Origin of the sequence: Mesorhizobium sp. M5C.F.Ca.ET.164.01.1.1, assembly GCF_004792125.1 — a bacterium.
Classification (GTDB): domain Bacteria; phylum Pseudomonadota; class Alphaproteobacteria; order Rhizobiales; family Rhizobiaceae; genus Mesorhizobium; species Mesorhizobium wenxiniae.
Genome location: NZ_SRTG01000330.1, coordinates 1 through 333 on the forward strand (window position 1 = coordinate 1; position 333 = coordinate 333).

1 pseudogene is annotated in these 333 nt (G+C 55.3%); it reads right to left on the reverse strand.

Annotated elements, in window-relative coordinates:
• Positions 1–333 (reverse strand): annotated as a pseudogene (locus EN807_RS33695) (epoxide hydrolase); the annotation flags it as partial.

Below are 333 nucleotides of genomic sequence, written 5' to 3' on the forward strand. Positions count from 1 at the left end.
ATTGGTCAACCAGTATAAGGTGATATCGTTGAGCATCTCGTCCCTTGAAAGTACACTTTCGGGTTCACCATTGCTGTCGCTCCACTGCGCGAACTTTTCATAGATGAACGATGCAAGACCGACGGGAGAGTCCGAGAGAGAATACCCGATCGTCTGCGGTCGCGTGACCATCATCGCGCCGTAAGCAGCGTTTCTGCCGAAAAACGTCTGCAGAGCGTTGTAGGCATCTCGTTCGGGAGGCGAGAGATCTGCCGGCGCAGCGTCACCGCTGCTGATACCCCTCATCAGCGTTCCGGGAACTGTGGCTGGCATATTGAGGTGGATGCCAAGCAG